Consider the following 25,804-nt stretch of genomic DNA (forward strand, 5'->3'; position numbering starts at 1 on the left):
GAGGGGACGGGCGGTGCTCGCGAATCTGACGCTCGGGGTGATGTGGATCGGGCTGACCTGCTACGCCCTGTTCGGCGGCGCCGACTTCGGCGCCGGGCTGTGGGATCTGCTGGCGGGCCGCAGCGGACCCGGCGCCCCGCGGCGCGCCCTCATCGAGCACACCATCGGGCCGGTGTGGGAGGCCAACCACGTCTGGCTGATCTTCGTCGTGGTGCTGCTGTGGGCGGGCTTCTCACCGGTGTTCGCGGCCGTGATGTCCACGCTGTACATCCCGCTCACCCTGACCGCGCTCGGCATCATCGCGCGCGGCGCGGCCTTCGCCTTCCGCAAGGCCAGCACCGAGCTATGGCAGAAACGGCTGTTCGGGGCGTGTTTCGCGCTGTCGTCCGTGCTCACCCCGTTCTTTCTGGGCACCGTCGCCGGCGGAGTCGCCTCCGGCCGGGTCCCGCCGGGTCTTGCGGCCGGGGACCTGATCACCAGCTGGCTGAACCCCACCTCCCTGCTGGGCGGGGTGCTGGCCGTGCTGACCTGCGCCCACCTCGCGGCCGTCTATCTGTGCGCGGAGACCGAGCGGCTGGGACAGCCGGAGCTGGGGGCGTGGTTCCGCGGCCGGGCGGTGGTCAGCGGACTGGCCGCCGGGGCCGTGGCACTGGCCGGAATCGCCATTCTGCACGCCGACGCCCCTCGGCTGTTCCACGGGCTCACCCACCGCGCCCTGCCGCTGGTGCTGCTCAGCGCGTGCGCCGGACTGGCCGCCCTGGCGCTGCTGCGCCGCGGCCCGGGCCTGGCCCGGCCGCTGGCGGCGCTGGCCGTGGCGGCGATCCTCTGGGCGTGGGGCGTCGCCCAGTACCCGGCCATGCTCGTACCCGGTGTCACCGTCGGCGACGCCGCGTCCACCCACCCGGTCCTGATCGCCTGCCTGGTCAGCCTGGCGGTCGGGTCCCTGATCCTGGTGCCGTCCCTGTGGTGGCTCTATTCGGTGTTCCAGCGCGAGCCCGAACCGGCAGCGGCGCCGGGCGAGCCCGGCCACTAGCGGCCGAAAGCCGCGCGCACGGGGGCGCGAAGTTTCTGGCAAGCCGAGCGTTACGAGGCGACATATCGGGCACCCGGGGTTCGGAGCGAATTGACCGCAGGAGGCGATCATGACGGAACCGACCCATGCGACCATGGAGTCCCATCCGGACATCCTGGCGATGCGGGAACGCCACACCTTGGCCGAACAGGCCGCTACCACGCCCGTGGTCCAGGCCGTCGAAGCGATATCCCTGATCACCGGTCTGTACCTTGCCGCTTCCCCGTGGATCGTGGGTTTCAACGGCATGATGACGCTGGCCGTGACCAACCTGATCACCGGAGTCGCTTACGCGGTGCTCATGGGCGGCTTCGGCCATGCCTATGAACGCACCCATGGCATGGCCTGGGCCGCCGCGCTGCTGGGCGTCTGGGCAATCATCGCGCCGTGGGTGGTGTCCGGCAGCGTGGCCACCATGCGCACCATCATCAGCAACGTCATCGTCGGCGCTGTCGCCCTGGTGCTCGCACTGTTCGCCAGCTCGAAGGCGAAGGCGAAGACCACCGCCCCGGGCCGCGGGGGCACATCCGCTCGCGCGGGTCGCTGACGGCCCGGGACAGAACGGAGGCATGCGATGACCGAGCCCTACCGTTCCACCCCGTCCCAGGCGGAAGGCGAGCGCGAGAACGACACACCCGGGCGCACGGTTCACCCCGATGTGCCGGTGTCGACCCCGTCCCAGGCAGAAGGGGAGCGCGAGGAGGAAGAGAAGAACGAGCGGAAGAAGTAAATAACCAGGCCACGAGGGCTCGGAGGCCCCGGTGCCCGGGCCGGGCCGGTGACGGCGGTCACCGGCCCTCCTCGACATCGACAAGAAGGAGCCGCCGTGAAGATCGGTGTATCGACCTTCGTCACCGACCAGGGAATCGGGCCGGCCCCGCTGGGGCGAGCCCTCGACGAGCGGGGCTTCGACTCGCTCTTCATCGCCGAGCACACCCATATCCCGGCGAGCCGTCGTACGCCCTACCCGGGCGGCGGGGAGCTGCCGGAGATCTACTACCGCACGCTCGACCCGTTCATCGTGCTGACCACCATCGCCGCGGTCACCGAGCGGCTGCTGCTTGGCACGGGCATCGCCCTGGTGCCGCAACGGGACCCGATCATCATGGCGAAGGAAGTGGCCTCGCTCGACCTCGTCTCCGGCGGGCGCGTCATCGTCGGGATCGGCGCCGGATGGAACCGCGAGGAGATGGAGAACCACGGTACGGACCCGGCCACGCGAGGCCGTCTGGTCAACGAGCGGCTGCAGGCGATGCGTGAGCTGTGGACCCAGGAGAAGGCCGAATTCCACGGGGAATTCGTCAACTTCGACCCGGTGTACCTGTGGCCCAAACCGGTGCAGCGCCCGCACCCGCCGATCTACGTGGGCGGCGGCGAGGGCGCCTTCAAGCGGATCGCCGCCCTCGGCGACGCCTGGCTCGCCAACGCCTCGTCGCCGGAGCAGCTGGCCCCGCTGGTCGAGCGGCTGCGGAAGGTGGCCGGCCGGGACGTGCCGGTGACGGTGTACGCGTTGACCCCCACACCGGAGGCGGTCGAGGGATACGGGCGGCTGGGCGTGGAGCGGGTCCTGTTCTATCTGCCGACCATGCCGGAGAGCGAAACACTCGGCCAACTCGACACGATGGCCCAGGTCGCCGCCCGGTTCCGGTGAGCCGCCGGGAGCCGCGCGGTGCCCACGACGACGAGTGCCCGGGCGCGGGAGCGCTTCGCGCGGGCCAGGGTGGCCCGCCTGGCGACCGTCGGCGCCGGGGGCCGGCCCCATCTGGTGCCGGTGGTGTTCGCGCTGACCGGTGACACGGTGGCGACGGCGGTCGACCACAAGCCGAAACGCTCACAGCGGCTCAGACGCCTGGCCAACATCCGGGCCAACCCCGCCGTATGCCTCCTGGTGGACGGCTACGACGAGGACTGGGATCTCCTGTGGTGGGCGCGGGCCGACGGCACGGCCCGCGTCCTGCCGCCCGCCGACGAGTCGGCCGCCTCCGCCGCGTACGTACGGCTGCTGGCCGACAAGTACGCGGCGCAGTACGCGGACCGGCCGCCGACGGGGCCGGTCGTGGAGATCGCGGTCGGCCGGTGGAGCGGCTGGCAGGCCGCCGATACCAGCTGAGGCCACCCGGCGCCGCCCGAGACCACCCGAGTCCGCCAGAGACCACTCGCTCCACCAGGCGAAGAGACCCATACGGGGAGAGGATGGTGGTGTCGGGTACGGCCTTCTGTTCCATCGAGGAGGTGGACGGCCATGAGTTTCTCCTCCGACGACGCACACGGCGCCGAACAGCGGCGCGAGCAGCCCTATGGCGCCGAACAGCAAGGTGCGGCGCAGCGGGGTGCGGAGCAGCACAGCACAGAGCCCTACGGCACGGCTCAGCGAGGCGAGCGGCCCCCGGAGTTCGAGAGCCCGTTCGCCGGTGCCCTGGGCATGTTGTCCAACGCCACCTGGCAGGTCATGGTGACCACGGGCATCATCGCGGTCGCGCTGGGCGTCATGGTGCTGGCCTGGCCGGGGCCCACGCTGGCGGTGATCGGCGCGCTGTTCGGCGCATATCTGCTGATCACCGGGATCTTCCAGCTGGCGGGGGCCTTCGGCGCCCATGTGCCGGGGCATCTGCGCGTGCTGAGCTTCATCAGCGGCGCACTCGCCGTACTGCTCGGCCTGCTCGCCTTCCGGGGACCGGCGCAGTCGATCCTGCTGCTGGCCCTGTGGATCGGGTTCGCCTGGCTGATTCGCGGCGTCATGGTGACCGCCGCGGCCATCTCCCAGGACGGGCTTCCGGCCCGCGGCTGGCAGATCTTCTTCGGTGTCATCAGCATGCTGGCCGGCATCATCCTGATCGTCGCGCCCTTCGGCTCCCTCACGGCGCTCACCGTGGTGGCCGGTATCTGGCTGCTGGCGCTGGGAGTGATCGAGGTGTTCCACGGTGTCCAGCTACGGGTTCAGCTGGGCCACCACCCTCCGCGCGAGGCGGCACACCGCCCGCACTTCCCGCGCTTCAGGCCGCATCCCCAGCCGTAGTCCCGGTCATGGCCCTCCCCGCGCGGCTCCCCCGCTGTTAGCCTCTGCTGTGGCAACCGGTTGTCATGCGGTTACCCGGCTCGGGGGAACAGCGAGGGGTGAGCCATGGTGCGGAAGGGCGGCGACGGGGGACGTCGTACGATCCGGGATGTCGCGGCCCGCGCGGGGGTGTCCGCGTCCACGGTGTCACGGGTGCTCGGCGGCGTGTACCCGGTCAGTACGCAGACCCGTGCCCGGGTGATGCGGGCGGTCCGCGAGCTGGACTATGTCGCCGACGCCCACGCCAAGGCGGTGGCGGGCGCCGGCACCCCGACGCTCGCGTTCGTCCTCGACGACATCACCGGCCCGTCGTTCGCGCATATGGCGCACGGCGTGGAGCGCGAGGCGGCCCGGCTCGGCCATCTGTGCCTGGTGTGCAGCACGGACGGCGACGCCGACCACGAACAGCAGTTCATCGAGATGATGCGCGCCCAGCGCGCCGCGGCCGTGATCCTGGTGGGCGGCGCCGCGGACACCCCCGACTACCGCCGGCGCATGGCCCGGATCGCCGAGTCGCTGGCCTCGGCCGGCTCACGGCTGGTGCTGTGCGGACGGCCGCCGCTGGATCCCGGCACCCCGGTGACGGTCATCGAGTACGACAACGAGAGCGGGGCCTTTGCGCTGTGCTCGCATGTCCTCGCCCAGGGCCACCGGCGGGTCCTCTTCCTCGGTGGCAAACCGGAGAACACCGCGGCCCAGGGGCGTGAGCGCGGCTATGTGGCCGCGCACCGCGCCCGGGGCCTGACTCCGGACCCGGTGCTGCGGCGCTCCGGCGACTTCACCCGTGACTCGGGCCACCGGCTGATGCGCCAAGCCCTCGACGCGGGGCTGGAGTTCACCGCCGTGGTGGCCGCCACGGACATGGTCGCGGCGGGGGCGCTCACCGCGCTCCACGAGGCGGGGCTGCGCGTACCCGGCGATGTGTCCCTCGCCGGGTACGACGACATCCCGTTCGCCCGGGATCTGCATCCGCCGCTGACCACGGTCCATGTGCCCTACGAGGAGCTGGGCCGGCTCGCCGTCCGTACCGGTCTCGGCAGAACACCGGACACCCCGGATGAACACCTGCTCCTGGGCACCCATGTGGTGATCCGCGACTCGGTGGCCCCGCCGGTGGAGCCGGCCCGGTAGCTACTGCCCGGCAACCGGTTTCCGCTTGCCGAGGGCATCAGTCTCCGTCAGCCGGTGCCGATGGCGGAGCTGGGCCCGGAGCGTGACTTCACGATCGAGGGCACCTGGGCGGCGGCGTCCAGGGTGTACGAGTAGTACGACTTCGGGTCGAAGGCCGTTCCACCGCTCTCATTGCGCCCGGAGGTGTTCGCGAACACGCTGCCCCGCTGGACCAGGGAGGCGGTGGCGTCCTTGATCACCGGGTTCTTCATGCCCTCGAAGTAGCTGTTCTCCAGCACCATCTTGGTGTTGCCGCGCGCGTAGTTGCCGTACGAGGAGTTGATGCTCGTCCCCGGGTCGTCCTGCAGATAGTTGTTGTACAGATGCGCGTGCGCGACGTTGTCGGTGGACGGGTTGCGCTGTTCGGTTTCGTGAAACCAGTTGTGGTGGATCGTGATGTCGGCGGTCGTGTTCTCCGTCCAGCCGATGCCGAACGCCTTGTTGTGCTGCTCCAGCCGGTTCCAGGACACCGTGAGATAGGTGGTGTCCTTACGGCTGTCGATCAGGCCGTCGGCCATATGCCGCAGATCGTTGTGGTCGATCCACACATGGTGGGCGCCGTCCATCTGGATGCCGTCCCAGTCGTGGTCCTTGTCGTTCCACGTGCCCTCGTAGGAGTCGCGGATCGTCAGGTTGCGGATGATGACGTTGTGCACGCCCTGGCCGAGGAAGAAACCGCCACCGACGATCTGGCCCGCGGTCCCCGAGCCCACGATCGTCTTGTTCGAGGCGACCTTGATCTCCTTGCCCTTCGGGTCCATGGTGATCGCCCCGGCCACCACGATGACGTACGGCTCGGCGGCCGTCGCGTACTTCTCCAGATCGGCGAGCGTGCGCACGGTGACGGTCGTCCCGCCCCGGCCGCCGTACGTCCCGTTCTGTCCCAGCGCGTTGACCGAGGCGAAACCGTCGGCGACGTCATCGGCCCACGCCGCCGTGTCCATCGTCACCGCCGTACTCGATCCGGCCCGGTCCGGCCCGAAAGCACCGCCGTCGGTAAGACCCACCGTGGCGCCCAGCGCCAGGGCCACTCCGGCCGTCAGGCCGAGCCTGCCCCAGCCCCTGCTGCGCCGCGCTTGCTGCCGCTCGGCTTCCATGGCTACCTCTTCCACAGCTCGGGGGATGTCGTCCATGCCCCTGTCGCCGCCGCGCGCCGAGAGGTTGCCCCATCGCGTCACCGGGTCGGGTCGGCTCCTCGGCAAACGATCGCGGGTACGCGGTGCAGGAACGATGCCGCCCCGCCGCTGTGCGACATGGCCGGTCGCCGAGCGCGGGTCCCGTCGCCGTCCAGCCGTTCGGTGACGGGACCTGTCACGATGCTTACGGGGTCAGCCGAGATACGGTCCGGACGCCGCGTGCGGGCATCGTCTCGCGCCTTCGGCGCACAGCAGCCAGCAACGGGAAGGGCGGGGGCGCCGGAGGCTTCGTCGCCGTCCAGCTCCATGGGGCGGCACCGGCTGGCGGGCGGTGGGGCGGCGGTTGGGCGCCCGGAGCGGAGGATGCCGGTCCGGTTGGGGCCCTCCACCCGCCTGCTCCCAAAAAAGTGCTTGCTCTGCATCAAGTGCTTTTCTGAGTGGGGGTGGGTGGAGAGCCGACTGACCGGCATGGCCACCGTGCGGCAGCAGCTGCGGCGGAGTGCAGCGAAACCCGCGCCCGCCCGAACCGAATGCCGCGAGACGGCGCATGGGCTACTCCGCGACGGGCGGCTGCCATTCGATCATCAGAATGGTGGCGTCGTCGCTGAGTTCGTTCTTCCGCTGATCGAGGATGGCGTGGATGAGCAGGCGGAGCACTTCGGAGGCGGTGTGCCCGGCGGCCGTCGAGCGGATGATGTAGTCGGCGAAGCGCTCCAGGCCGAACTGCTCGCCGCCCTCGTCCCGCCCTTCGACGACCCCGTCGGTGTAGAGCAGGATCCGGTCCCCGGGTTCGAGCGCCGTCTCGTACACCTGCCGGCTGTCCCCGGCCAGGCTGGCGGGCAGGCCGAGGGGCGGTTCGGGGGGTCGCGCCAGCGCCTTCGGGTGCAGCCGGTGGCGGCGGATGAGCAGCGGCGCGGGATGGCCGCAGTTGCACCAGCGGAGCATGCCGGTGGGCATGTGCAGCTGGGTGAAGATGCCGGTGCAGAACTGGTCGGGCAGCCACCGTGTCAGCGCCTGGTCCACCTCCATGACCAGCTGCGCCAGCTCCGCGCCGGTCCGCCGGGCGTTGCGGCAGCCCGCCATGGCCACGGAGGTGGTGAGGCCGGACGCCAGGTCGTGGCCCATGGCGTCGAGGATCGTGGCGTGCAGGATGTCCTCGGTGAACGAGTGGTCGAAGGCGTCGCCGCCCAGCTCGTACGCGGGCTCCACGACCGCGGTCGACACCACCCGGCCGGTGCCGATCGAGCGCGGCGGCAGAAACGCCCGCAGCATCTCCGTGTGCAGCTGCATGGGCTGGGTGCGGGTGCGCTGCGCGATGGTGTCGATGTAGGTGCGCTTGGAGGTGACGATCAGGGTGAGGATCGAGGCCAGCGCCCGGCAGCGCCAGAGCCTGGGCCCGTCCAGGGTCCTCATCGAGAAGCGCACGAGGCCCAGCCGCTCCGCCGCGTTGATCATCGGCAGCCATACCACCAGACCGCCCGCACCGTCCTCGGCCACCCGCGGGGAGTCCGTACGGTATGCCCAGCCGGCCAGGGTGCCGTCGACCTCCAGCTCTTCTTCGCCCTCGGTCAGCGGCAGCAGCCGCCTTTGCTGGAGATCGATGAGGAACACGACGACCCGGCCCAGGCCCATGGCCGTGACATAGCGGTCCAGGACCTCGGGGAGCTCCGCGGGGGAAGCCTCCTGGGAAGTCCTGACCAGCTCTTCCAGCAGGGCTTCCGCGGTTCCGGCCGATACCGACGCCTCCGCGCCCACCATAGGTCCAACTGTACGGAATCCCGCTCAGGCGGGCAGGCGCGGCACACTGTCGACGAGGCGGCGGGTGTACGCATGGGCCGGGTCGCCCAGCACCTGGGCGGTGTCGCCCTGCTCCACGATGCGGCCGCGCTCCAGGACCGCGGTGCGCTCGCACAGGGAGGCGACCACCGACAGGTCGTGGGAGACCATGACGATCGTCAGCCCCCGCTCCTGCTGCAACTCGGCCAGCAGATCGACGACTTTGACCCGGGTCGTGACGTCGAGCGCGCTGACGGGTTCATCGGCGAGCAGCACCCGCGGGTCGCATACGGTGGCGCGGGCGATCGCGATGCGCTGGCGCTGGCCACCGGAGAACTCGTGCGGATAGCGCCGCGCCGCGTCGGCCGGCAGCCCGACCCGCTCCAGGGCCTCGGCCACCTTGGGCGCCGCCGTACGCCTGCTGTCGATGCCGAGCGAGCGCAGCGGCTCGGCCACGGTGGCGCCCACGCGGCGGCGCGGGTCGAGCGAGGAGTACGGGTCCTGGAAGACGCACTGCACGCTGCCGCGGAAGCGGCGCATCAGCTTGGTGTCGCGGGGGCGCAGCGACTCGCCGTCGAAGCGCACGGTGCCGGTGGTGGGCCGGGCGAGCCCGAGCAGCAGGCGCAGCAGGGTCGTCTTGCCCGCGCCCGACTCGCCGACCAGGGCGAGGCTGTGCCCGGCCGTGACAGTGAGGGACACGTCCTGGAGTACGGGGGCGGTGCTTCCCCGGTAGCGCAGTGCGACGTCGTCCAGTTCCAGTACGGGGGTCATCGCGCGCTCCTCGGGGCCAGGGCGGACTCCAGCTTTCGCGCGCTGGCCACCAGCGTCCTGGTGTACTCCTCGCGCGGCGCCCGGACGATCTCGTCGACGGTGCCCTCCTCCACCGCCCGGCCGTCCTTCATGACCAGGGCCCGGTCGGTGACCTTGGCGACGACCGCCAGGTCGTGGCTGACGAACAGGACCGCCATCTCGCGCATCCGTACGAGGGTGTCGATCAGGGCGAGCACATCGGCCTGTACGGACACGTCCAGCGCGGTGGTCGGCTCGTCCGCGATGAGCAGCTTGGGTTCGCAGGCCAGCGCCATGGCCAGCGCCACGCGCTGGCGCTGCCCGCCGGAGATCTCGTGCGGGAAGGCGCGGGCGATACGGCCGGGCTCGGGCAGCCGTACCTGCTCCAGCGCCTCGGCGACGGCCCGCTTGAGGGCGCCGCCGGTCAGCCCCCGCCGCAGGCGGAGCGGTCCGGCGAGCTGCCGGCCCACCCGCATCAGCGGGTCGAGCGCGGTCAGCGGCTCCTGGAAGACGATGGCGGCGTCCCGGCCGCGTACGCCGGTGAGCCGTTTCTCGCTCGCGCCGACGATCTGGGTGCCGCCCAGTTCCACGCTGCCGGTGGCGGTCATGCCCTCGGGCAGCAGCCCGAGGACGGCGAGGGTGGTCAGCGACTTGCCGGAGCCCGACTCGCCGATGACGCCGAGCCGTTCGCCGGGGGCGATGGACAGCGAGAGGTCGTCCACGAGGGTGCGCCCGTCCGCCGTGCGTACGGTGAGGCCGCGTACGTCGAGGAGGGGGGTCATGCGCGCCTCCGCCGGGTCGCCGGGTCGAGGGTGTCGCGCAGGCCGTCGGCGATGAGGTTGACGCCGATGACCAGCAGTACGAGCAGGATGCCCGGGGCGAGCGCACCCGCCGGGGCGGTGGTGAAGGTGGCCTGCGCCTCCTGGAGCATCCGGCCCCATGAGGCGCTGGGCGGCGGGGCTCCCAGGCCCAGGTAGGAGAGCCCGGCCTCGGCCAGCACCGCGAGGCCGAACTGGAGCGCCAGGTTGACCACGAGGGTGGGCCAGATGTTGGGCAGGACGTGTCCGGCCACGATCCGGGGCCAGGAGGTGCCCGAGGTGCGGGCAGCCGTGATGTAGTCCTGCGCGAGCACCCGTTTGACCAGGATCCGCACCAGGCGGGCCACCACCGCGCTCTGTGCGATGCCGATCGCCAGCACGGCCGACCCCAGGGTGGCCGAGCGGGCGGCGACGATCAGCATGGCGAGCAGCAGCGTCGGGAAGGCGATCAGGATGTCGAGGAACGCGGAGAGCGTGTCGTCGAGCCAGCCCTGCGCGAACGCGGTCAGCACGCCCAGGGTGACCCCGACCGCGGCCGCGATGAGGACGGAGCCGAGCCCCGCCTCGACGGCGATCCGGGAGCCGGTCATCGCTTGCGTGAACAGGTCGCGGCCGAGCTTGTCGGTGCCCAGGAGATGGTCGGCGGCGGGGCCGGTGAGCCGTCCGCCGGAGGTGTCGTCGGTGGCGTACGGGAGCCAGAACAGGGAGACGAGGGCGAGCAGGAAGATCAGACCGGCCAGGACGCAGCCCACGATCAGCGTGTACGACCGCTTGGCCCGGGGCTTGGCCGCGGACTTGGCTTCGGACTTGGTGGAGAGCTTCGCCGGGGGTGTCACGCGCGTCATCGGGAGCCTCCCGACAGCCTGCCCCGCAGCCGCGGGTCGATGATCCGCTGGATGAGGTCGGCCGCGAAGCCGATCAGCAGCACCGCGAGCGTGGAGACGAACAGCACGCCCTGGATGACCGGGTAGTCGTGCTGGGCGATACCGGTCGCGAGCATCGAGCCCAGGCCCGGCAGCGCGAACACCGACTCCACGACGACGGCGCCGAGCAGCGTGGACGCCAGCTCGATGCCGAGGATCGAGATCACCGGCACGGAGGCGTTGCGCAGCCCGTGCCGCCACATGGCCCGCCCGAACGACGCGCCCAGGGCCCGCGCGGTCCGCAGATAGTCGCTGCCCAGCACGTCAAGGGTGGCCGACCGGACGTACCGGGTCAGCGAGGCGCCCATGACCAGCGCGATCGTGACGACCGGCAGGGCGAGCGAGCGGATCGCCTCGGCGGGCTCGGCCCAGCCGTCCTGGGGGAAGCCGCCCGCGGGCAGCCATCCGGCGTTCAGCGCGAAGACGGCGATGAGGATCATGCCGAGCCAGAACACCGGGATCGCGATGCCCAGCTGTGACACCCCGCTGAGCAGCGCGCCGTACCAGGTCCGCCGCTTGTACGCGGCGAGGAAACCGGCCGGGACGGCGATCAGCACCGCCAGCACGAAGGCCGCGAGCGTCAGCGGGATGGTGACGTTCAGCCGCGAGGAGACCTCGGGCCCGACCGGCAGCGAGCTGACGAACGAGGTGCCGAGGTCGCCGCTGGCCAGCTGCCCGAGCCAGTGGGTGAACTGCTCGGGCAGCGGCCGGTCGGAGCCGATGGAGTGGCGTGCCGCCGCGATCTGCTCGGGGCCCGCGCCGACCGAGGTGAGCGCGTTGGCGGGGTCCCCGGGCAGCATGCGCAGCAGTACGAACAGCACCACGCTCGCCAGCGCCAGCGACACCAGCAGGAAGGCGAGGCGGCGCAGGAGATACCGCGCCATCAGCCCTTCTTCTGGATGTCGTAGGCGTAGAACTGCGAGTTGAGGCCGTTGACGGGGTAGCCGGAGAGCTTGCTGTTCGCGACGACGATCTGCGGGTACAGGTACAGCCAGTCGCTGGCCGCGTCCTCGGCGGTCTTGCGGTTGACCTTCTTCAGCAGCTCGGTCTGCGCGGCCGTGGTGGGCGCCGCTTCCGCCTGCTCCACCCAGCGGGTGACCTGCTTGTTGTCGTAGCCCCAGTAGAAGTCGGGGTTGCCGTACCAGACCAGGTCGCGGTCGTTGACGTGCTCCTGGAGGGTGGCCGCGAAGTCGTGGTTCTTGTAGACCTTCGTGTACCACTCGTCCGGCGTGATGGTGTTGATCTTGACGGTGATGCCGACCTCGGCGAGCTGCGACTTGATGAAGGTGGCCGCGGTCGGGTGCGGGTCGTAGTTCGGGGTGTCGAGGGTGAAGGTGAAGCCGTTCTCGTAGCCGGCGTCCTTCAGGAGCTTCTTGGCCCGGGCGGTGTCATACGCGTTGACCTTGGTGAGGTCTTCGTACCAGGGGTCGGTGGGCGGCACCATCGAGCCGATGAGCTTGCCGTATCCGCCCCAGACGGACTCCAGCAGCTTCTTGTCGTCGATGGCGGAGGACACCGCCTGGCGGACCCGGACGTCGGTGAACGGCTTGGCCTTGTCGTTGAAGGCGAGCAGCAGCTTGGTGGTCGAGTCGCCGTCGCTGACCTTGTAGTTCTGGTTGTTCTTGAACTGGTCGAGGGCGTCGGGCGACTGCTCGCTGGTGACCACGTCCACCGCGTTGGTCAGCAGCGCGTTGTTCAGCGCCGTGGCGTTCTTGTAGTAGTGGAAGACGACGCCCTTGTTGGCGGCCGCGCGGCCCCAGTAGCCGGCGAACCGGTCGAGGGAGAGGGCCGAGCCGCGGGTCCACTTGTCCAGCGTGTACGGCCCGGTGCCGTCCTCGCTCGTCTTCAGGCTCTTCGCCTCGGAGTTGACGATCCAGACGTAGGAGAGGTTGTAGACGAAGGAGATCGACTTCTTCGACAGCGTGACCTTCACAGTCTTCGCATCGGGTGTGGCGATGTCCTTGATGACCTCGAGGTTGCTCTTGCGGGCGGACTGCGAGTCCTTCCCGATCACCTTCTCCAGGCTGTACTTGACGTCCTGGCTGGTGAGCTTCTTGCCGCTGTGGAATTTCACACCGTCGCGCAGGGTGAAGGTGTAGGTGAGCCCGTCGCCGCTGACCTTGTAGTCCTGGGCGAGCAGCTTCTCGACCTTGCCGTCGTCGGTGAGCCGGAACAGCCCCTCGTAGACATTGCCGGACAGCGCCTCGGTGACGCCCTGGCCGCCGCCCGCGGTGTTGTCGAGGTTCTGCGGTTCGTAGAGCGAACCGACGCCGACGGTGGCGTTCTTGTCGTACGCGCCGCCCGAGGCGCTTCCTCCGTTGCCGCCTCCGCCGCAGGCGGTGAGGGTCAGGGCGAGGGTGGCGGCCGTGGCGCCGCCGTACAGAGCGGACTTGGTGATGTTCATGGCGGATGAGCTCGTTTTCTGCGGGGTGCGCTGCGGGGGGAGAGAGATCAGTGCTGTGCGAGGAAGCCGTCGCGGAAGACGGGGAGCTGCTCACCGGCCTCGACGGGCAGGTGGAAGCGGTTCTGCCGCGGCGGCATCGGACAGTTGTACTGGTCGGAGAATCCGCAGGGCGGCACGAAGGCGCGGTTGAAGTCCAGCCGGACCCGGCTCGGGTCGGCGGTGCGCTCCACGAAGAGGAAGCGTCCGGCGCCATAGGTGGTGTCGCCGTTGGTCGGGTCGCCGAAGACGAGCAGCAGGGTGCCGTCGTCGTCGAAGGCGCTGAGCGTGTAGTCGCGGCCGTCCACGGTGAGCGCGATATCGCCCGGTACGACCAGGTCGCGGGTGCCGCCGTTGTCCCGGATGTGCTCGAACGCGACGCGGCGGGCGCCCGGCACCGGGTGGTACGAGGCTTCGAGGACCCACGCCGGGTCGTACGGGAAGGCGTCGATGCGCTCGAAGTGGCGGATGGCCGGCGACTGGCCGTCCCAGAAGCGCAGACCGTGCTCGGGCTCGCCGGTGACCAGGTCGGTGCGGGCGAGGGCGGTGACGGTGATGTGCTCCGGCTGTCCCGCGCGGGCCGCGTCGAGGTCGGGGCGCTCACCGGCCGGCAGCCAGCGGGTCTCCACGAGGGCGAGGTTCCCGGTGGCGGAGGTGACCGAACGCCGACGCCGGGCTCGCCAGTCCTCCCAGGCCGCGGCGGGGTCCGCGGTCGGCTGGTCGGCGGTCGGCTGATCCGGGGTGGCGGGTGTGCGGGTCACTTCGGGCGGCTCATTTCGGAGTGTGTCACGCGTGTGTCACGGCTCGATGATCACGCTGCGTGAAGTACTCAAAGGGCCTTCTTTATCACCCATAAGCCTTCCTAATGTCAAATTCGCGCCAGATGGCGAGATGCCCCCGCATCACAGGGGGCGCGGGCGGCGGATTCGGCGAGGCTTTGTCCTGAGACAGGAGAAAGTCCACAGCGATTGCAGCGTAAGTTCTTCCCACGCCGGACAACCGCTGCTACGTTCCCCCTGAAAGCCCGACCAGTGGCATGCCGATGACGGCGGGAGGGGCAGTGTGAGGCGCATGACGGCACGACCCGCGAACGCCCATCAGGCGCGTCTGCTGCGTCTGCTGCGCGACGGGGGACCCACCTCCCGGGCGCAGCTGGGCGACTGGATGGACCTCTCGCGCTCCCGGCTGGCCGTCGAGGTCGACCGGCTGCTCGAAACCGGGCTCGTGATCGCCGACGGGCTCGCCGCCTCCCGCGGCGGGCGCCGCTCGCACAACATCCGGCTCGCCCCCACGCTCCGCTTCCTCGGCGTCGACATCGGCGCCACCTCGGTCGACGTGGCCGTCACCAACGCCGAGCTGGAAGTGCTCGGCCACGTGACCCAGCCCATGGATGTGCGCGAGGGCCCGGTCGCGGTCTTCGAGCAGGTCCTGGCCATGGCCGCGAAGCTCCGGGGGTCCGGGGTGGCCGAGGGGTTCGACGGGGCCGGGATCGGGGTCCCGGGCCCGGTGCGCTTCCCCGAGGGGGTGCCGGTCGCGCCGCCGATCATGCCCGGATGGGACGGCTTCCCCGTACGGGAGGCTCTCAGCCAGGAGCTGGGCTGCCCCGTCATGGTGGACAACGATGTGAACCTCATGGCGATGGGAGAGCAGCAGGCGGGCGTCGCGCGCTCCGCGAAGGACTTCCTCTGCGTCAAGATCGGCACCGGTATCGGCTGCGGCATCGTGGTCGGCGGCGAGGTCTACCGCGGTACGACCGGCAGCGCGGGCGACATCGGCCATATCCAGGCCGAACGCGACGGCCGGCCGTGCGCCTGCGGCAACCGCGGCTGCCTGGAGGCCTACTTCGGGGGCGCGGCGCTCGCCCGCGACGCCGAGGCGGCCGCGCGGGAGGCCCGGTCCGCCGAGCTCGCCGCCCGGCTGGAGGCCGCCGGAAGCCTCGCAGCCACCGATGTCGCGGCCGCCGCCTCGGCGGGCGACGCCGCCGCGCTCGACCTCATCCGCGACGGCGGCACCCGCACCGGCCAGGTCCTGGCCTCGCTCGTCAGCTTCTTCAATCCCGGCCTGGTGGTGATCGGCGGCGGGGTGACCGGCCTCGGCCACAACCTGCTCGCCGCCATCCGCACCCAGGTCTACCGCCAGTCACTGCCGCTGGCCACCGGCAACCTCCCCATCGTGCTGGGCGAACTCGGCGCCGTGGCCGGGGTCATCGGGGCGGCCCGCCTGATCAGCGACCACCTCTACTCCCCGGCCTGACCCGGCCTGACCCGACACGCACCACCCGCAACCACAGGCACCACACCTACGCACCGCACGCACCGCACCGCACCGCACCTCACGCACAGCTCCACACCACACGCACACACCACGGGCACGCGCGCACGTAAACCGCGCGACGCGCGCCACACCCGCCGCATTCCGTACGCATCGCACCACGCGCACCACACCAACCCCCCGCCATTCCGCGATCAGCCCTGCCCACTCACCGGCGCACCGCCGAGGAGGCCCGCCATGGCACCGCCCACACCGCCCGAACCGCCACCACTGCTCACCATGTCCGCCATCGCCAAGTCCTTCCCCGGCGTACGGGCCCTCGACGGGGTCGACCTCGACGTCCAGGCGGGTGAGGTCCACTGTCTGCTCGGCCAGAACGGCGCGGGCAAGTCCACCCTGATCAAGGTGCTGGCCGGGGCCCATCAGCCCGACCAGGGCGAGATCCACTGGCAGGGCCGCCCGGTGCGGCTCAAGTCGCCGGTCGCCGCCATGCGCCTGGGCATCGCCACCATCTACCAGGAACTCGACCTGGTGGAGGGGCTGTCCGTGGCCGAGAACGTGTTCCTCGGCCATGAGCTCGCCACCGGCGGTTTTCTGCACCCCCGCTCGGCCCGCGCCGCCACCGCCGATCTCCTCGCCCGCCTCGGCCACCCGGAGATCCCCGCGGACGCGCTGGTCGGCTCGCTCCCCGCGGCCGGACAGCAGATCGTCTCCATGGCCCGCGCCCTCTCCCACGACGTACGTCTGATCGTCATGGACGAGCCGTCCGCCGCCCTCGACCCCGACGAGGTGGACAACCTCTTCCGTATCGTCGGCGATCTGACCGGGGACGGCGTCGCCGTCGTCTACATCTCCCACCGGCTGGAGGAGATCCGCCGCATCGGCGACCGCGTCTCCGTCCTCAAGGACGGCCGCGTCGCCGCCCGCGGACTGCCCGCCCGCACCACCCCGACCCGCGACATCGTCGCCCTGATGACCGGCCGCGACGTCGAGTACGCCTTCCCCGAACGGCCCGCACCGGACGCACAGTCCGAAGACCCCGGCGGCGGTACGCCCGTGCTGCGGCTCGAAGGGCTGGCCAGGGCGGGCGAGTTCGAACCGCTCGACCTGGAACTGCGCCCCGGCGAGATCGTGGGTCTGGCCGGCCTCGTCGGCTCCGGCCGCTCGGAGATCCTGGAGACCGTCTACGGGGCCAGGCGGCCGACCGCCGGCCGCGTCCTCGTCGACGGGCGCCCGCTGCGCCCCGGCAGCGTCACCGCCGCCGTACGCGCCGGGCTCGGCCTCGCCCCCGAGGAGCGCAAGGCGCAGGGGCTACTGATGCTGGAGTCCATCACCCGCAATGTCTCGGTGTCCTCGCTGGCCCGCTTCTCGCGCGCCGGGTGGCTGGACCGCGGGGCCGAACGGGCCGCGGCCCGGGAAGCCGTACGGGATCTGTCGCTGCGCCCCGACGACCCGGAGCGCCCGGTGCGCACCCTGTCCGGCGGCAACCAGCAAAAGGCCGTGCTCGCCCGCTGGCTGCTGCGCGGCTGCCGCGTACTGCTGCTGGACGAGCCCACGCGCGGCGTCGACGTGGGCGCCCGCGCCGAGTTGTACGCCCTGATCCGCCGCCTCGCCGACGACGGCGTGGCCGTCCTGCTCGTCTCCAGCGAACTGCCCGAGGTCCTGGGCCTGGCCGACCGGGTGCTGGTGCTCCGCGAGGGCCGCGTCGTACACACCGCACCGGCCCGGGAGCTGGACGAACACCGCGTCCTCGACCTCGTCATGGAAGGGAGCCCGTCGTGCTGAATCAACCCGGGGGGCAGCCGGGGTCCGCCGCCCCCGCGAATGCCGCCGCCGCAGATGCCGTATCCGCGAACGCCGCCGCCGAATCCACCGCCACGCTCACCAAGGAGAGCCCGCCGGGAGCGTCCCACGGACGTCCGCCGGCCGGCCGGGCCGCCGGAGGCGGCCGGCTGCGGGCGCTCGTCGATCTGCGCAATCTGTCCCTGGTCGGGGTCCTCGCGGTGCTGGTGGCCGTGGGCGGCTTCACCAAGCCCGATGCGTTCCTGAACACCGACAATCTGCAGCTCATCCTCACCCAGGCGTCCGTGATCGGCGTCGTCACCGTCGGCATGACCTTCGTCATCACCAGCGGAGGCATCGATCTGTCCGTCGGCGCGATGGTCGCCCTGGCCTCCGTATGGGCCACGACGCTGGCCACCCAGGACTTCGGGCTCGGCGGCATCCTGATGTGCGCCGTCCTGGTCGGTCTCGGCTGCGGCCTGGTCAACGGTGTGCTCATCGCGTACGGCGGCATGGTCCCCTTCATCGCCACGCTCGCCATGCTCGCCTCGGCCCGTGGCCTCGCGCTGCACCTCAGCGACGGCAAGACGCAGGTCGTCACCGTGCAGCCGGTCCTGGACCTGGGGCTGCCCGACGCATACGTCCTGGGCATCCCGCCGCTGGTGATGATCTTCGCCCTGGTCACCGTGGTCGGCTGGCTGGTGCTGAACCGTACGACCTTCGGCCGGCGCACCGTCGCCATCGGCGGCAACGCGGAGGCGGCCCGGCTCGCGGGCATCGACGTCAGGCGGCAGCGCCTGATGCTGTATCTGCTGTCCGGGCTGTGCTGCGGGATCGGCGCGTTCATGCTGATCGTGCTCACCGGCTCCGGCCAGAACACCAACGGCAACCTCTACGAACTCGACGCCATCGCCGCCGCGATCATCGGCGGCACGCTGCTCAGCGGCGGCCGGGGCACCATCACCGGCTCCGTCCTCGGCGTCCTCGTCTTCACCACCATCACCAACCTGTTCGCCCTGAACAACCTGCAGACCGATGTCCAGCAGATCGCCAAGGGCGCGATCATCGTCGCCGCCGTCCTGGTCCAGAAGGGTCGTACGAACCATGAGGGATAACCCACGCACACCGGCCAACTCCCCGATGAGCCCCAGCCGGAGAAATCTGCTGTTCGGCACCGCCGCCGCGGGTGCGCTCTTCGCCGCGGGCTGTACGAGCAACGAGAACAACGACGACAACGAGAAGAACACGCAGGCCGCGAACACGGCGGACACCAAGCCCGGCAAGGCGGTCACCATCGGCTTCGCCGGCCCGCAGGCCGACCACGGCTGGCTCAACGCCATCAACCAGCAGGCCAAGCGGCGCGCCAAGGAGTACGAGGACGTCACCCTCGAGACCACCGAGGGCTCCAATGACACCGCCCAGCAGATCGGCCAGATCGAGACGCTGATCAACAAGAAGGTCGACGTCCTGGTCATCCTGCCCGCAGACGGCAAGGCGCTGACCCAGGTCGGGCTGAAGGCCATGAAGGCGGGCATACCCGTCGTCAACCTCGACCGGATCTTCGCCTCCCCGCAGGCGTACCGCTGCTGGATCGGCGGCGACAACTACGGCATGGGGCTCAACGCGGGCCGCTACATCGGCGAGCAGCTCAAGGGCAAGAAGAACGCGAAGGTCGTCGAGCTGGCGGGCCTGGACAACCTGGAGCTGACCGGACAGCGCACCAAGGGGTTCGACGACGCCCTGAAGAACTACCCCAACATCGAGAAGGTCGGCCGCCAGGCCGCCGAGTTCACCGTCGAGTCGGGCCAGTCGAAGATGGCCCAGCTGCTCCAGGCGCACAAGAAGTTCGACGCGCTCTGGAACCACGACGACGACCAGGGCGTGGGCGCCGAGCGCGCCATCCAGCAGGCCGGTCGGGACGACTTCCTCATGGTCGGCGGCGCGGGCGCCAAGCGCGCCATGGACGCCATCAAGGCCGACAACAGCGTGCTGAAGGCCACCGTCCTCTACCCGCCGACGATGGCCGCCTCCGCCATCGACCTCGCCCGCGCGCTCGGCCAGGGCAAGGGCGTCGGCGGCCTCGCCGAACTGGAGATCCCGGCCTCCCTGACGCTCTACTCCGCCGTGGTCACCAAGGACAACGTCGACGCCTACCTGCCCACGGGCTTCAGCTGACCACACCCCCGCCGGACCTGATCCCCCACCGAAGGAGTCCCATGCAACATCCTGCGGAAACCGCGGAAACCGCGGAAACAACCAAGCCCGCGCTCGGTGTCGGCATGGTCGGCTACGCCTTCATGGGCGCCGCCCACTCCCAGGGGTGGCGCACCGTGGGCCGCGTCTTCGACCTGCCCCAGCGCCCGGCCATGGCCGCCATCTGCGGCCGCGACCCGGACGCGGTGCGGGCCGCGGCCGAAAAACACGGCTGGGCCGCCGCCGAGACCGACTGGCGCGCCCTGATCGCCCGCGACGACGTGCAGCTCGTCGACATCTGCACACCCGGCGACAGCCACGCCGAGATCGCGATCGCCGCGCTCGAGGCGGGCAAGCATGTGCTGTGCGAGAAGCCGCTCGCCAACTCGGTCGCCGAGGCCGAGGCCATGGTGGAAGCGGCCCGGCGGGCGCGGGAGCGCGGGCAGATCGCGACGGTGGGGTTCAACTACCGCCGTACGCCCGCCATCGCACACGCCCGCCGGATGATGCGGGACGGGCGGCTCGGGGTGCTGCGCCACGTACGGGTGTCGTATCTGCAGGACTGGCTCGTCGATCCGGAGTCCCCGCTGGTGTGGCGGCTGCAGCGGGAGCACGCGGGCTCCGGCGCGCTCGGCGACCTGGGCGCCCATATCGTCGACCTGGCGCAGTATCTGGCCGGCGAGCCGCTGGTCGGGGTCTCGGCGCTGACCGAGACCTTCGTACGGGAGCGGCCGCTGCCCGCCGGGGCCGCGGCCGGCGGGCTCGGCGGCCAGGCGGGCGGCGCGGCGCGCGGACCGGTCACGGTCGACGACGCGGCGCTGTTCAGCGGGCGGCTGGCCTCCGGGGCGCTCGCGTCCTTCGAGGCCACCCGGTTCGCGGCGGGCCGCAAGAACGCGCTGCGGATCGAGCTCAACGGCGAACGCGGCTCGCTCGCCTTCGACCTGGAGCGGCTGAACGAGCTGCACTTCCACGACCACACCGAGCCGGCCACCGACGCCGGTTTCCGCCGGATCCTGGTCACCGAGCCCGAACACCCCTATCTGGAGGCGTGGTGGCCGGCCGGCCACGCCCTCGGATACGAGCACACCTTTGTCCACCAGGCGCGCGATCTGGTGCTTGCCATCGACGCGCGGACCGAGCCCGAACCGTCCTTCGCGGACGGGCTGCAGGTGCAGCGGGTGCTCGCCGCGGTCGAGGAGAGCGCCGAGAAGAACTGCGTCTACACGCCGGTACCCGCCTGAGGAGGCCCCGGATGCCCCGACAATTCACACTCTTCACCGGACAGTGGGCCGATCTGCCGCTCGAGGAGGTCTGCCGGCTGGCCCGCGACTTCGGCTACGACGGACTCGAACTCGCCTGCTGGGGCGACCACTTCGAGGTGGACCGGGCGCTCTCCGAGCCCGGCTATCTGGACGGGCGGCGGCAGCTGCTGGAGAAGTACGGGCTCCAGTGCTGGGCCATCTCCAACCACCTGGTCGGCCAGGCCGTATGCGACTCCCCCATCGACGAGCGCCACCAGGCCATCGTGCCGGGCCGGATCTGGGGCGACGGCGACCCGGAGGGGGTGCGGCAGCGGGCGGCGGCCGAGCTGGCGGACACCGCGCGGGCCGCGGCCGCCTTCGGGGTCCGTACCGTCATCGGCTTCACCGGTTCCTCCATCTGGCATCTGGTGGCGATGTTCCCGCCGGTGCCGCCGCATATGATCGAGCGCGGCTACGAGGACTTCGCCGAGCGCTGGAACCCGATCCTGGACGTGTTCGACGCGGAGGGCGTGCGCTTCGCCCACGAGGTGCATCCGAGCGAGATCGCGTACGACTACTGGACCACCCAACGCGCGCTCGAAGCGGTCGGCCACCGCCCCGCCTTCGGGCTCAACTTCGACCCCAGCCATTTCGTCTGGCAGGACCTCGACCCGGTCGGCTTCCTGTGGGACTTCCGGGACCGGATCTACCACGTGGACTGCAAGGAGGCGCGGAAGCGGCTGGACGGCCGCAACGGCCGGCTCGGCTCGCATCTGCCCTGGGGCGACCCGCGGCGCGGCTGGGACTTCGTCTCGGCCGGACACGGGGATGTGCCGTGGGAGGACGTGTTCCGGATGCTGCGCTCCATCGGATACGACGGGCCGGTGTCGGTGGAGTGGGAGGACGCCGGGATGGACCGGCTCCAGGGCGCGCCCGAGGCGCTGAAGCGGCTGAAGGCGTACGACTTCGACCCGCCGGCGGCATCCTTCGACGCGGCCTTCGGCGGCGGAAACGGCTGAGGGCCGAGGCCAGGGGGAAAGGGCCGTCCGTGCGAGGGTCACGGACGGCCCTGAGGCCGTTCCTACGTCCGATGGCTCACCATGGTGACATGACCATCCGCGTCCTGCTCGCCGACGACCAGACCCTGCTGCGGGCCACCTTCCGGATCCTGATCGACTCCTGCGAGGACATGGAGGTGGTGGCGGAGGCCGCCGACGGCGCGGAGGCGGCAGCGCTGACCAGTGCACACGCCCCCGACGTCGTCGTCATGGACATCCGTATGCCCGGCACCGACGGCCTGGCCGCGACCGCCGCGATCTGCGCCGACCCGGAGCTGTCCGCCACCCGTGTGCTCATCCTCACCACCTTCGAGACCGACGAATACGTGGCCCGGGCGGTGCGGGCGGGCGCGAGCGGCTTCCTCGGCAAGGACGTGGGCGCCGAGGAACTGCTCTCCGGCATCCGCACGGTGGCCTCCGGCGACTCCCTGCTCTCCCCGATGGCCACCCGCGCCCTGATCACCCGCTTTCTCGCCGCCCCCGACCCCGAGGCCCCGCTGGCGCCGAGCGAACTCCTCGCCTCGCTCACCGCCCGCGAGCGGGAGGTGATGGCGCTGGCGGCGGAGGGGAAGTCCAACGCCGAGATCGCCGAGGTGCTTTTCGTCAGCCCGCTGACCGTACGCACGCATGTCCAGCGGGCCATGAACAAGCTCGGGGCGCGGGACCGCGCCCAGCTGGTCGTCATCGCGTACCAGTCCGGTCTGGTGCGTCCCGCGCCGCCGCGCGACTAGCAGCGACTGTTACGTCTAACTGTCCAGGCCGAAGAAGGTGATGGCCCGGGCGGCCATACCGGCGAGCGGGAGCGAGTGTCCCGTGCCCTGGATGCTGATGGCCTCGACCGGGGCCCGGTCACCGGTGGCGCCGTAGCGGGTGCGGGTCCAGTTGGTCTGCGGACTGTCCGTGCTCACGGGTGTCTGGCTCGCCCCGAGGACGTTGGTCCACTGCTTGATCTCCTCACCGAAGTTCGGATAGCGCAGGGTGGTGTCCGCGGTGCCGTGCCACAGCTGCATCCTCGGCCGGGCGCCGGTGTATCCGGGGTAGGCGCCGCGCGCCAGATCGCCCCACTGCTGCGCCGTCTTGGTGATCGTGCCGTTGGCGCAGGCGGTGTTCCAGCCGGATCCGTCCGTGGTGGCGAAGCAGCCGAAGGGCACGCCGGCGAACGCCGCGCCCGCCTTGAACACGTCCGGGTAGTCGCCGAGCAGGACGTTGGTCATCATGGCGCCCGAGGAGGCTCCGGTGACATAGACCCGGCTGGGGTCGGCGTTGTTGTGCTGGAGGACGTAGCGGACCATCGACACGATGCCCACCGGGTCGCTGCCCCCGTCGTGCCGCAGCGCCTGCGGCGAGGAGACGTCGAAGCAGGAGCCGCTGCGGGTGGCGGACGGGTAGACGACGATGAAGCCGTAGCGGTCGGCCAGCGAGGCGAACTCGGTGCCTGAGTAGAACGCGGGGCCCGAGCCCGTGCAGTAGTGCACCGCGACGAGGACCGCGGGGCGCGCCGCGACGTTGTTCGGCACGTACTGGTACATCCTGAGGTTGCTCGGGTTGTTGCCGAATCCGGTCACCTCGGTGAGCGAGGCGGCCGCCGCGGGGGTCGGTGTCAGCAGGAGCAGCGACGCGAGCAGCGGCAGGATGCCGCCGAGTAACGCCGCGAGCACCGACCTGGGTGTGGTGGTTCTCGCCGACGCGGGGCTGTTGGTCATGTCCCTGTCCTTTCTAGACTGGTGGCTGTGAAGGGCTTGCTGCTGCGGCTCTCGGCGCTCGACGCGGATGCCGCCACCGCGGTTCGCGTGATCGCCCACTTCGAGGCGCTGCTGGGCAGCGGCGCCCTCGATGCGATATCGCTGGTCCGGTCCACCGCGGGGCTCGCGGAGTGCGCGGCGGGACTGGAGCTGCCCGACGGCCGCACGGCCCGGTTCGGGCCGGGCGGCGCCGCCCTCCCGGGTGAGCCGGAGGCGGTGTCCCAGGGCGCGGAGCTCGGCCCGTCCGGGCGGGTGTGGCTGGAGCGGCCGGGGCCGCCGGGCCCGTTCGACGAGCTGATCCTCGAATGGATGGCCATCGCGGCCCGGACGCTGTGCGGCGGCCCGACACCGCCTCGTACGCCCGGGCAGCCCGATGCGGCCAATGCGGCCGATGCGGCCGATCCCGCGCTGATGGAGCTGGTGCTGTCCGAGCGCGAGTCCGACCACGACCGCGCCCGCGCGCTACGGCTGCTCGGCCTGGTCCCCGAACTGCCGCTGAGGATGGTGGCGGTACGCGGCGCCCCGGCCACAGGTGCGGGCCTGGACGCGGTCGCGCTGCTCGGCCGCGCGAAGCTCGATGCTGTCGTGCGCGTCACCCGGACCGGCCCATGGGGCACGGTCCTGGTGCAGTCCCCGGATCCGGCGGCCGACTCGCCCGCCCCGGCGCTGCGCGCCGCGGTGGCCGACCCGCACCGCGGCCCGGCCGTGGCGCGCGACGCGGCGCGCCGGCTGCGGGTCGGCGTCGGCGGCCTGGTCCCCGCGCTGGCGGCCCGCGACTCCTGGGCACAGGCGTGCACGGCGCTGCGGTTCGCGGTGGCGGGCAGCCCGCGGGAGGCGGTGGCCGACCATGACGCGCTCGGCCCGGTCGCGCTGCTGGCCGACATCCCGGCGGAGCGGCTGGCCGCGCTGCCGGAGGCACGGCAGCTGGACGCGCTGGCCGCCCAGCCGAACGGGGACCTGACCATCGCCGCGCTGGCCGCCTTCTGCCGTACCGGCTCACTGCGCCAGGCCGCCGCGGAACTGCATCTGCACCACAGCTCCGTGGCCGCGCGACTGGCCCATGTCGAGGCGGCCCTGGGCTGGCGGCTACGCGACCCCGGACACCGCTTCCACGCCCAACTCGCGCTGTATGCCCGTCGATTGGCCGCGCCGCCGAACTGAACGCGGGCTCTCATCGGCCCAGTGCTCGCCGCAGGACCGCGACCGTCTCGTCGCTCATCCGCCGCACCACCCCGGCGTACTCCACGGCCACCGCGCCGTGGAAGGTGCCCGGGAAGAGGTGGAGTTCGGTGCGGATACCGGCGGCCAGCAGGGCGCGTGCGTAGTCGATGCCCTCGTCGCGCAGCGGGTCGAACTCCATCACCGCGACATAGGCGGGCGGCAGCCCCCGCAGCCCGGCCACGCTCGCCCGGGCGGGGGCCGCGTACGGCGACACATCCTCCGTACCGGGCACCCCGGCCCCCAGATACGCCTCCCAGCTCTGCAGGGCGAGGTGGCGGGTCCATACGGGCGTGTCGGTGAAGGCCCTCGCGCTGGGCGTGTCCAGCCGGTCGTCGAGCGCGGGGCTGAACAGGACCTGGAAGCGGATCCCGGGGCCGCCGCGGGTGTGGGCGAGCATCGTCAGGGCGGTGGCCATGCCCGCCCCGGAGCTGTCGCCGAGTACCGCGATCCGGTCCGCCGCCACCTCCAGCCCGGCATCGCCCTTCGCGAGCAGGCACAACCCGGCGTAACAGTCCTCCAGGCCGACGGGGAAGGGGTGTTCGGGCGCCAGCCGGTAGTCCGGCGAGACCACCACGGCGTCGAGCTCACGGCACAGCCACAGGTTGAAGGCGTGGTCCACGTCCGGCGAGCCCAGCATGAAGCCACCGCCGTGGACGCTGTAGACGGCGGGCAGCGGCCCGGCGGCACCCAGCGGCCGGTACGTACGCAGCACCACGTCCGGCGCGCCCTCCCACCCGGGCGCCACCGCCTGTCCGACCTCCACCCCGGCGCCGTCCACGGCCGCGAGCCGCCCGGCGACCTCACGCGCCTGCGCGGCCCGCGCGGCGGCCAGGTCGGAGAGGTCGACCGGGGGGATCAGGACGACGGCCGCGGCGAGTTCGGGGTCGAACGGGTAGTCGTGGGCCATGTACCACACCGTGCCACGGGGTGGCCGCGCGGGTCATCAGACAGGCGTCGGGACAACAGCCCCCGTCACCCGACTTCCGTGCGGCCCCATGAGCCGCATCCGCCCCATGCGTTCAGGGGACAACGGCCCCGGCCGGACGTACGCGGTCGAGGCATGGATCTGCGGTGAGTTTGAGACGGCGACACGCCGTCCCTTCGGCGTGTCGCCGTC

At 71.4% G+C, this 25,804-nt stretch carries 24 protein-coding genes and 1 pseudogene; 15 read left to right on the plus strand and 10 right to left on the minus strand.

The annotated features are described in order from the left end of the window. Positions 1-13 precede the first annotated feature (13 nt). From ACWDSL_RS29830 to ACWDSL_RS29860, 7 genes are all read left to right on the plus strand, one after another. Positions 14-1,033, plus strand: coding sequence for a cytochrome d ubiquinol oxidase subunit II (locus ACWDSL_RS29830; protein ID WP_450490605.1), 1,020 nt, complete (start codon positions 14-16; stop codon positions 1,031-1,033). Positions 1,034-1,142: 109 nt separating this feature from the next. Beyond that, on the plus strand, positions 1,143-1,619 hold the full coding sequence (locus ACWDSL_RS29835) for an SPW repeat protein (protein WP_450490607.1): 477 nt from the start codon (positions 1,143-1,145) through the stop codon (positions 1,617-1,619). A gap of 27 nt (positions 1,620-1,646) precedes the next feature. Then, positions 1,647-1,802, plus strand: coding sequence for a hypothetical protein (locus ACWDSL_RS29840; protein WP_014174767.1), 156 nt, complete (start codon positions 1,647-1,649; stop codon positions 1,800-1,802). 96 nt (positions 1,803-1,898) lie between these two features. Next, the gene (locus tag ACWDSL_RS29845; protein WP_450490609.1) at positions 1,899-2,723 is read left to right on the plus strand and encodes an LLM class F420-dependent oxidoreductase; all 825 of its coding nucleotides are present in this window, start codon (positions 1,899-1,901) and stop codon (positions 2,721-2,723) included. 18 nt (positions 2,724-2,741) lie between these two features. Further along, positions 2,742-3,182, plus strand: a complete 441-nt coding sequence (locus ACWDSL_RS29850) for a TIGR03668 family PPOX class F420-dependent oxidoreductase (RefSeq protein WP_450490611.1) — start codon at positions 2,742-2,744, stop codon at positions 3,180-3,182. Between the two features lie 132 nt (positions 3,183-3,314). Further along, positions 3,315-4,088, plus strand: coding sequence for an HdeD family acid-resistance protein (locus tag ACWDSL_RS29855; RefSeq protein WP_450490613.1), 774 nt, complete (start codon positions 3,315-3,317; stop codon positions 4,086-4,088). A 105-nt stretch (positions 4,089-4,193) separates the two neighbouring features. Continuing rightward, the gene (locus ACWDSL_RS29860; RefSeq protein ID WP_450490615.1) at positions 4,194-5,258 is read left to right on the plus strand and encodes a LacI family DNA-binding transcriptional regulator; all 1,065 of its coding nucleotides are present in this window, start codon (positions 4,194-4,196) and stop codon (positions 5,256-5,258) included. Positions 5,259-5,311: 53 nt separating this feature from the next. Here the strand turns inward: ACWDSL_RS29860 and ACWDSL_RS29865 are convergent. The 8 genes and pseudogenes from ACWDSL_RS29865 to ACWDSL_RS29900 form a co-directional block, all read right to left on the minus strand. Further along, a pseudogene (locus ACWDSL_RS29865) lies at positions 5,312-6,394 on the minus strand (pectate lyase family protein); the annotation flags it as partial. Between the two features lie 591 nt (positions 6,395-6,985). Beyond that, positions 6,986-8,191, minus strand: a complete 1,206-nt coding sequence (locus ACWDSL_RS29870) for a PP2C family protein-serine/threonine phosphatase (protein WP_450490617.1) — start codon at positions 8,189-8,191, stop codon at positions 6,986-6,988. A gap of 24 nt (positions 8,192-8,215) precedes the next feature. Further along, positions 8,216-8,980 (minus strand): ABC transporter ATP-binding protein, encoded by a 765-nt coding sequence (locus tag ACWDSL_RS29875; protein WP_450490619.1) that lies wholly within the window; start codon positions 8,978-8,980, stop codon positions 8,216-8,218. Next, a complete protein-coding gene (locus tag ACWDSL_RS29880; protein WP_450490621.1) occupies positions 8,977-9,780 on the minus strand; it encodes an ATP-binding cassette domain-containing protein in 804 nt (267 codons plus the stop codon). Before ACWDSL_RS29880 ends, ACWDSL_RS29875 begins: the two co-directional genes overlap by 4 nt. Continuing rightward, positions 9,777-10,661: an ABC transporter permease gene (locus ACWDSL_RS29885; RefSeq protein ID WP_450490623.1), complete on the minus strand. Its 885-nt coding sequence runs from the start codon at positions 10,659-10,661 to the stop codon at positions 9,777-9,779. Before ACWDSL_RS29885 ends, ACWDSL_RS29880 begins: the two co-directional genes overlap by 4 nt. Continuing rightward, positions 10,658-11,623, minus strand: a complete 966-nt coding sequence (locus ACWDSL_RS29890) for an ABC transporter permease (protein ID WP_450490625.1) — start codon at positions 11,621-11,623, stop codon at positions 10,658-10,660. Before ACWDSL_RS29890 ends, ACWDSL_RS29885 begins: the two co-directional genes overlap by 4 nt. Further along, complete coding sequence (locus ACWDSL_RS29895) at positions 11,623-13,143, minus strand: ABC transporter substrate-binding protein (protein ID WP_450490627.1); 1,521 nt, start codon at positions 13,141-13,143, stop codon at positions 11,623-11,625. Before ACWDSL_RS29895 ends, ACWDSL_RS29890 begins: the two co-directional genes overlap by 1 nt. A 47-nt stretch (positions 13,144-13,190) precedes the next feature. Beyond that, positions 13,191-13,940 (minus strand): DUF1684 domain-containing protein, encoded by a 750-nt coding sequence (locus ACWDSL_RS29900; protein ID WP_450490629.1) that lies wholly within the window; start codon positions 13,938-13,940, stop codon positions 13,191-13,193. A 310-nt stretch (positions 13,941-14,250) separates the two neighbouring features. On the opposite strand from ACWDSL_RS29900, the gene ACWDSL_RS29905 reads away from it, so the two are divergent. The 7 genes from ACWDSL_RS29905 to ACWDSL_RS29935 all read left to right on the plus strand — a co-directional run bounded on the left by ACWDSL_RS29905 (position 14,251) and on the right by ACWDSL_RS29935 (position 22,455). Continuing rightward, positions 14,251-15,432 carry an ROK family protein gene (locus tag ACWDSL_RS29905; RefSeq protein WP_450490631.1) on the plus strand — a complete coding sequence of 394 codons (1,182 nt, stop codon included), beginning with the start codon at positions 14,251-14,253 and terminating at the stop codon, positions 15,430-15,432. 255 nt (positions 15,433-15,687) lie between these two features. After that, on the plus strand, positions 15,688-17,235 hold the full coding sequence (locus tag ACWDSL_RS29910) for a sugar ABC transporter ATP-binding protein (protein ID WP_450490633.1): 1,548 nt from the start codon (positions 15,688-15,690) through the stop codon (positions 17,233-17,235). Between the two features lie 167 nt (positions 17,236-17,402). Beyond that, entirely contained in the window at positions 17,403-18,347 is a 945-nt protein-coding gene (locus ACWDSL_RS29915; RefSeq protein WP_450490653.1) for an ABC transporter permease, read from the plus strand. Beyond that, entirely contained in the window at positions 18,337-19,407 is a 1,071-nt protein-coding gene (locus ACWDSL_RS29920; RefSeq protein ID WP_450490635.1) for a substrate-binding domain-containing protein, read from the plus strand. The genes ACWDSL_RS29915 and ACWDSL_RS29920 overlap by 11 nt, the downstream gene beginning before the upstream one ends. Before the next feature lie 41 nt (positions 19,408-19,448). Next, positions 19,449-20,666 carry a Gfo/Idh/MocA family protein gene (locus tag ACWDSL_RS29925; protein WP_450490637.1) on the plus strand — a complete coding sequence of 406 codons (1,218 nt, stop codon included), beginning with the start codon at positions 19,449-19,451 and terminating at the stop codon, positions 20,664-20,666. A gap of 11 nt (positions 20,667-20,677) precedes the next feature. Beyond that, the gene (locus ACWDSL_RS29930) at positions 20,678-21,685 is read left to right on the plus strand and encodes a sugar phosphate isomerase/epimerase family protein (protein ID WP_450490639.1); all 1,008 of its coding nucleotides are present in this window, start codon (positions 20,678-20,680) and stop codon (positions 21,683-21,685) included. A gap of 89 nt (positions 21,686-21,774) precedes the next feature. Beyond that, positions 21,775-22,455, plus strand: coding sequence for a response regulator transcription factor (locus tag ACWDSL_RS29935; protein WP_450490641.1), 681 nt, complete (start codon positions 21,775-21,777; stop codon positions 22,453-22,455). A 15-nt stretch (positions 22,456-22,470) separates the two neighbouring features. Here ACWDSL_RS29935 and ACWDSL_RS29940 read toward each other — a convergent pair whose 3' ends face one another. Further along, positions 22,471-23,427, minus strand: a complete 957-nt coding sequence (locus tag ACWDSL_RS29940) for an extracellular catalytic domain type 1 short-chain-length polyhydroxyalkanoate depolymerase (protein ID WP_450490643.1) — start codon at positions 23,425-23,427, stop codon at positions 22,471-22,473. Between the two features lie 27 nt (positions 23,428-23,454). Here ACWDSL_RS29940 and ACWDSL_RS29945 point away from each other — a divergent pair, with 27 nt between their 5' ends. Continuing rightward, on the plus strand, positions 23,455-24,627 hold the full coding sequence (locus ACWDSL_RS29945; RefSeq protein WP_450490645.1) for a PucR family transcriptional regulator: 1,173 nt from the start codon (positions 23,455-23,457) through the stop codon (positions 24,625-24,627). Positions 24,628-24,637: 10 nt separating this feature from the next. Here the strand turns inward: ACWDSL_RS29945 and ACWDSL_RS29950 are convergent, their stop codons facing one another. Then, positions 24,638-25,594 carry an alpha/beta hydrolase gene (locus tag ACWDSL_RS29950; protein WP_450490647.1) on the minus strand — a complete coding sequence of 319 codons (957 nt, stop codon included), beginning with the start codon at positions 25,592-25,594 and terminating at the stop codon, positions 24,638-24,640. Between the last annotated feature and the right edge of the window lie 210 nt (positions 25,595-25,804).

It is taken from the genome of Streptomyces sp. NPDC000941 (genome assembly GCF_053599555.1).